5 protein-coding genes are annotated in these 5106 nt (G+C 72.3%); 2 read left to right on the top strand and 3 right to left on the bottom strand.

Annotated elements, in window-relative coordinates; translation table 11 throughout:
* The first annotated feature begins 250 nt into the window (after nucleotides 1–250).
* Both ACFVZW_RS30935 and ACFVZW_RS30930 read left to right on the top strand, forming a co-directional pair.
* Nucleotides 251–898, top strand: a complete 648-nt coding sequence (locus tag ACFVZW_RS30935) for a DUF4126 domain-containing protein (protein ID WP_384528209.1) — start codon at nucleotides 251–253, stop codon at nucleotides 896–898.
* Nucleotides 899–964: 66 nt separating this feature from the next.
* Nucleotides 965–2398, top strand: coding sequence for a phytoene desaturase family protein (locus ACFVZW_RS30930; RefSeq protein ID WP_384528206.1), 1434 nt, complete (start codon nucleotides 965–967; stop codon nucleotides 2396–2398).
* 24 nt (nucleotides 2399–2422) lie between these two features.
* On the opposite strand, the gene ACFVZW_RS30925 is transcribed toward ACFVZW_RS30930, so the two are convergent.
* The 3 genes from ACFVZW_RS30925 to thiE all read right to left on the bottom strand — a co-directional run bounded on the left by ACFVZW_RS30925 (nucleotide 2423) and on the right by thiE (nucleotide 4999).
* Complete coding sequence (locus tag ACFVZW_RS30925; RefSeq protein ID WP_384528203.1) at nucleotides 2423–3238, bottom strand: hypothetical protein; 816 nt, start codon at nucleotides 3236–3238, stop codon at nucleotides 2423–2425.
* A 51-nt stretch (nucleotides 3239–3289) separates the two neighbouring features.
* Nucleotides 3290–4207 (bottom strand): methylenetetrahydrofolate reductase [NAD(P)H], encoded by a 918-nt coding sequence (gene metF, locus ACFVZW_RS30920; RefSeq protein ID WP_384528200.1) that lies wholly within the window; start codon nucleotides 4205–4207, stop codon nucleotides 3290–3292.
* A gap of 141 nt (nucleotides 4208–4348) precedes the next feature.
* Nucleotides 4349–4999, bottom strand: a complete 651-nt coding sequence (thiE, locus tag ACFVZW_RS30915) for a thiamine phosphate synthase (RefSeq protein ID WP_384528197.1) — start codon at nucleotides 4997–4999, stop codon at nucleotides 4349–4351.
* Nucleotides 5000–5106 lie beyond the last annotated feature (107 nt).

Here is a 5106-nt window from a genome sequence, read left to right as displayed (position 1 = left end):
GGCTCGATCCCCCCGAGCCTCGCCGTCCGGCGTTTCCGCACCCCCGTGCTCCCCCGTGGTACCCCCGTACCCCCGTGCACCCCCGTGCCGGCAGGCGCACGGCCCCGTTCCGCCGCCCCGTGCCGGCGGTCCGGAGCCGTGCCCCTTCCGTTGCCTCCAGTCTTCCGTCCGCGCAGGTCGGAACCCATCCGCATCCCTACTCATCTCATGGTCTAGGTACGGGTACTCAGACCTGGATACGATCGCGGGCGTGTCCGTACTCCCGCTCGTCTTCACCAGCGGCTGGGCGAGCGGGATCAACGCGTACGCGGTGGTCCTGCTGCTCGGCATCTTCGGCGCGACCGGTCTCACCGACGAGGTGCCCGAGTCGTTGCAGCGTACGGATGTCCTGATCGCCGCCGGGGTGTTGTTCCTGTGCGAGGCGGTGGCGGACAAGATCCCTTATGTCGACTCCGTCTGGGACTCCGTCCACACGGTGATCCGGCCGATCGCCGGCGCCGTCGTGGCCGCACTGCTCGCCGGGGAGTCCGGTTCGCTGCCCGAACTCGCGGCGGGCGCGGTCGGCGGCACGACGGCTCTGCTGAGCCATCTCGTGAAGGCCGGGACGAGGATGGCGATCAACACCTCGCCGGAGCCGTTCTCCAACATCGGCATGAGCGTGGCGGAGGACCTCGGAGTCGCCGGGATCATCACCTTCGCGATATTCAATCCGGAAGTGGCGGCGATCATCGCGGCCGTGCTCCTCGTGCTCGGCCTGGTGATACTGATCTTCCTCGCCCAACGCATCCGCCGTTTCCTGCGCCGTAGGGCGCAGCGGCGGGAGGAGAAGCGGCTGGCGGCCACGGGGGCCGGGACGCGGGCGCGGGCTCCGTCCGGCGACGGCTCGGAACACTTCTGACCACGCTCGCCCACCAGGCCCACCTGGCCTTCGGCGCTGTCCGAGGGGCCGGATAAAGTCGCTGACATGGCACGGATTGTGGTGATCGGCGCGGGGCTCGGCGCCATGGCGGCGGCCGCCCGGCTGGCCGTGGCGGGCCACCGGGTGACGGTGTACGAGGCCGGCGGGACGTACGGCGGTGCGGTGCGCCGCTTCGAGCGGGACGGGTTCGGCTTCGACACCGGCCCGGGACTGCTGCATCTGCCCGCGGTCTACCGCGATCTGTTCGTCAAGACCGGCAAGGAGCCGCTGGAGGAGTGCGTCGAGCTGGCGCAGGTCGACCCGGCGAGCCGTCATGTCTTCGCCGACGGCACCCGCGTGGACCTGCCGAACGCCTCGCGCGCGGGCACGGTCTCCGCGCTGGACGCGGCGCTCGGCGCGGGCACGGGCGAGCGCTGGGGCGAGTTCCTGGTCCGGGCCCGCGAGGCCTGGGACCGCACCCGCCGCCCCCTCCTGGAGGAGCCGCAGCCCGCGGAGGTCTCGGCGCTGGGCCGCGAGCCCTATCCCGCCCTGAAGGCGGGGCTCCTGCGCCGGCCCACGACCACGCTCGCGCAGATCGGCGCCCGTGAGCTGCGCGACCCGCGGCTCGCCGCGCTCCTCGACTCGTACGCCTGGAGCCACGGCTTCGACCCTGCCACCGCCCCGGCCGCGGCCGCCGTCCTGCCGTACATGGAGCAGACCTTCGGCACCTGGTACGTGAGCGGCGGCATCAGGGCGCTCGCGGACGCGGTGTACGAGCGGTGCCGGAAGCGACGGGTGGAGTTCGTCCTCGACACCGCCGTCGACGAGGTGGTGGAGAGGGAAGGCAGGGCGTCCGGGGTCCGGCTGGCGGGCGGAGAGTTCGTCGAGGCGGACCATGTCGTCGCGGGCGCACCCGTCCCCGCGCTCTACCGGGAGCAGGTCGTGACCTGGGAGCGCCAGGACGACTGGCCGCGGTACCAGGCGGCCCTCACGGGCCGGGTGACGGTCTGTCTGGCGCTGCGCGGAGCCCGGGAGGCCGGCGCCGCTCACCGGACGGTCGTCCACGCGAGCGGGGACCGTCCCGCGGTGACCGTGCTCCGGGCCGACGATCCGGCGCTGCGCCCCGACGACGGCCACGAGTCGGTCACCGTCACGTCGACGGTGGAGCTGAACCCGGAGGACGACTGGGCGGACATCGCGCGGGAGATGGTGGCGGCGGCGGAGTCGGCCGTCCCGGGGCTGAGCGAGCGGCTGCTCTGGCAGGAGGTCCGTACGCCGGACGACACCCTGCGGGAGACGGGCACGCGGGAGGTGCCCGGACCTGCGCTCGGGGGCGGCCGCGGGCTGTTCCTGCCCGCCGCGAACCGCTCCCCGCTGCCGGGGCTCCACTTCGTCGGCGGCTGGTCCCACCCCGGCGGCGGGCTCGCCCACGCCGGGATGTCGGGGGCGCTCGTCGCCGGGCTGATCGTGGAGGGCGCGGACTTCCGCGGTTCGCGCTGAGCCCGTCAGGAGCGGTGGGGCCGGTCAGTACCGGTACTGCTGGTCGTTGCCGTAGCCGTAGTGCTCGTGCCCCTGCTGCGGGGCGGGCTGCTCGTTGTCGCGCTGCTGGGGCACCCACACGCCGCCGGGCGGCGTGTCGTAGCCGTACGAGGCCGCGTAGGGGTCGGCGTACTGCTGCTGCCCGGTGCCGTAGTCGTACGAGGCGTACTGCTGGCCGTCCGTCCCCGGGCCGATGTACGGGTCGGAGTAGGCGGCGTACTGCTGCTGGCCGGTCCCGTAGTCGTAGGCGGGCTGCTCGTAGGCGGGCTGGTAGGCGGGCTGCTCGTACCCGGGGGTGTAGCCGTCGTATCCGGTGCTGTAGGCGGGCTGCTCCTGCGGCTGCGCCTGGGTGTGGTCGTGACCGTGGCCGTACGAGGTGTCGTAGATGCCGTACTGGCCGGTGTCCTCGTCCATCGGCTGGGGCTCGTAGACCGCGGTGGACTCGGCGGCCGAGGGCTCCGCGTGCTCGTAGGAGAGGTCGCTGACCTCCAGGGTGGGGCCCGTCTCGGCCGGCGCGGACGACCTGCGGCGGCGGCTCGCGCCCGGGCTTCCGCCGATGGCCCAACCGGTGGAGAAGCCGCGGCGGAAGGACAGGGTCACATAGGTCTGGCCGACGGCGAAGGCGATCGCCCCCGCGATGATCACCGCGACCGAGGGCATCAGGACGCCCAGGACCACGCCGAGGAAGCCGCAGAACGCCAGCACCCGCCAGCGCAGGCGCGCCTTGTACTGCAGCAGCACCTCACCCAGCAGCCACAACGCGACAACGCCGAACGCGATGTAGAGGACCGTCCACCCCATGCCCGCCCCTCTCCTACGGCCACCGCCGCGGGTCTGGGGCGGGTACGCCGTTCACGACTGCACGTGCAGTCCGAGATTCTCGTAGATCTCCAGCGTCGCGGTGGAGTTGTTCAGCGTGATGAAGTGCAGTCCGGGGACACCCTCGGAGAGCAGACGCGCGCAGAACTCCGTCGCGAACTCGATGCCAATGGAGCGTACAGCGGCCGCGTCGTCCTTGACGGCGAGGATGCGTTCTTTCACATCGGCCGGGAAGTGCGCGTTGCTCAGCTGGGGGAGCCGGTCGAGGGTCTTGACGTTCACAACGGGCATGACTTCGGGGATGATCGGCGTCTCGCAGCCGGCCTTCGCCACGCTGTCGCGCATCCGGAGGTAGTTGTCCGGATCGAAGAACATCTGCGTGATCGCGTAGTCGGCGCCGGCCCGGCACTTGTCCACGAAGTGACGGATGTCCGTGTTCCAGTCGTCCGAGCGGGGGTGCATCTCGGGGAAGGCGGCGACACCCACGCAGAAGTCGCCGGACTCCTTGATCAGCCGGACGAGGTCGGCGGCGTAGCTCACTCCCTCGGGGTGCTCGATCCACTCCCCCAGCGGATCGCCCGGCGGGTCGCCGCGCAGGGCCAGCATGTTCCGGATGCCGGCGTCGGCGTACTGCCCCAGGACGTTGCGCAGCTCGGCGATGGAGTGGTCGACCGCGGTGAGGTGCGCCACCGGGGTGAGCGTGGTGTCGCCGGCGATCTTCTGGGTCGCCTTGACCGTCCCGCCGCGGGTCGAGCCGCCGGCGCCGTAGGTCACCGAGACGAAGCTCGGTCCGACCGCCTCCACTCTGCGCAGGGCGTTCCACAGGCTCCGCTCACCCTTCTCCGTCCGGGGCGCGTAGAACTCGAAGGAGTACGACGGCTTGCCGGCAGCGAGGATCTCGCGGACCGTGCGGGCACGGTCCGTGCGGGTGGAAGCGGTACCAAGGGCCATACCGGCAGGTTAGACGGGGTCACACGACCGGCGAAGCCTCGTCCGAGGAATGGACACGTTTTTGGACAACGTCCAAGGGCCGGACCGGACCTTCGGACATTGCGCCGAAAAGGTCACGGACGGCCGCCTACAGCAGGAAGATCACGCCGAGCGCTCGCGGACCCGCTTGGCCAGGCGGGCCGTCGCCGCGGCCGGGTCGTCGGCCTCGGTGATCGCCCGGACGACCACGATCCGGCGGGCCCCCGCGTCCAGGACCTCGTCGAGGGTGGTCTCGTCGATCCCGCCGATGGCGAACCAGGGCCGGTCCTGCTCCAGGGCCGCCGCGTACCGCACCAGGCCGAGGCCGGGTGCGTACCGGCCGGGCTTGGTCGGGGTGGGCCAGCAGGGGCCGGTGCAGAAGTAGTCCACGCCGGGCTCGGCGAGGGCCGCGTCCACCTCGGACTCGCCGTGGCAGGAACGGCCGATCAGGACTCCCTCGCCGAGGATCGCGCGGGCGGCGGGCACGGGCAGGTCGCCCTGGCCCAGGTGCAGCACGTCGGAACCGATGGCGTGGGCGACATCGGCCCGGTCGTTCACGGCGAGCAGCTTGCCGTGGCGACGGCAGGCGTCGGCGAGGACGGCGAGGTGCTCCAGCTCCTCTCCGGCCTCCATGCCCTTGTCACGGAGCTGCACGATGTCCACGCCGGAGGAGAGCACGGCGTCGAGGAAGGCGGGCAGGTCTCCCTGGCGCCTGCGGGCGTCCGTGCACAGGTAGAGCCGGGCGTCGGCGAGCTGCTCGCGAGGCGTGGACATGGGTACTTCCCCCCGTTGGGTGCGGTGGTGGCGGGGGGGGGGGCGGGGGGGGCCCCCCCCCCCCCCCCACAGCGGGGGTGTGCGGGGGGGACTCGGAGCGGCGCCGC

Origin of the sequence: Streptomyces sp. NPDC059567 (assembly GCF_042735655.1) — a bacterium.
Taxonomy (GTDB): Bacteria; Actinomycetota; Actinomycetes; order Streptomycetales; family Streptomycetaceae; genus Streptomyces.
The sequence above is the reverse complement of the archived record's forward strand: the minus strand, read 5'-3'. Positions and strand labels throughout refer to the sequence as shown.

Excerpts from the sequence above, each read along its gene's own strand:
- ACFVZW_RS30925 (WP_384528203.1), bottom strand. The coding sequence starts at position 3,238 with ATGGGGTGGACGGTCCTCTACATCGCGTTCGGCGTTGTCGCGTTGTGG.
- ACFVZW_RS30930 (WP_384528206.1), top strand. The coding sequence starts at position 965 with ATGGCACGGATTGTGGTGATCGGCGCGGGGCTCGGCGCCATGGCGGCG.
- metF (WP_384528200.1), bottom strand. The coding sequence starts at position 4,207 with ATGGCCCTTGGTACCGCTTCCACCCGCACGGACCGTGCCCGCACGGTC.
- thiE (WP_384528197.1), bottom strand. The coding sequence starts at position 4,999 with ATGTCCACGCCTCGCGAGCAGCTCGCCGACGCCCGGCTCTACCTGTGC.